Here is a 723-nt window from a genome sequence, read left to right as displayed (position 1 = left end):
GGCCACCCGGCATTGTCAGCGTATATCTGACCCCGTTGAATTAGCTGGAACATTGGCTGACTCCTGATTGCGCTTTAATTCCTCTCGGTATGCTGCAACCTCTCTCGCTTTCCTTTTCTGTCTCGGTGATGGCTTTGCGTGTTCCCATATAAATGGGTAATTACTTCCCCAAACCAGCCAGCGCCTGTTGCTTATCCGATAAGTGTCTCTGATATGAACACCAAGCAAACGCCTTGCTTTTCGGTTGTCCATCACTCGTCATCCTCCAAATCTGCGATAGCATCCATCACATCAGATCCGCGAATTACTTCGAATGCGCGACAGGCCATTTCGAAAACCAGTTGCTCCTGCGGGTGCGGCGATTCCCAATACTTAAACCCTGTACGATGTGTATATCCCTGCATCGCGTAGAACTGCCCGGCAAGTTCAATTGCGGCATCAACCAGTTCGCGATTTGTCATAGTTTCCTTCTCCATCACATCCTCCCAATCTTCTTACGCAATTCCATCTCACCCTGACAACTGACACACATCGTGCATCCCGGATACGCTTTCCGGCGCTCATCAAGTAACTTGTCACCGCACTCCTCACAGTGCGTTGCTGATACTGCTGAGTGGTTGAGTCTGTGCATATTCAGTGCCGCGTCACGCTGCAAATCTTCAAGCGTTGATGCGTTATCGATAATGTCAGCCATTTTCAGTGCTCCATGAACTGTCGGTTAAT

2 protein-coding genes are annotated in these 723 nt (G+C 49.4%); both read right to left on the bottom strand.

Translation table 11 applies throughout. The annotated features are described in order from the left end of the window. Positions 1-251: 251 nt before the first annotated feature. Complete coding sequence (locus tag B9P82_RS28100; protein WP_101701462.1) at positions 252-476, bottom strand: hypothetical protein; 225 nt, start codon at positions 474-476, stop codon at positions 252-254. Then, positions 476-694, bottom strand: coding sequence for a TraR/DksA family transcriptional regulator (locus B9P82_RS28095; protein WP_101701425.1), 219 nt, complete (start codon positions 692-694; stop codon positions 476-478). Before B9P82_RS28095 ends, B9P82_RS28100 begins: the two co-directional genes overlap by 1 nt. Positions 695-723: the final 29 nt, after the last annotated feature.

The organism is Citrobacter sp. L55, from assembly GCF_002850715.1.
GTDB lineage: Bacteria > Pseudomonadota > Gammaproteobacteria > Enterobacterales > Enterobacteriaceae > Citrobacter > Citrobacter braakii.
Note: the sequence above shows the minus strand (reverse complement) of the source record. Positions and strands in the feature narration are given on the sequence as shown.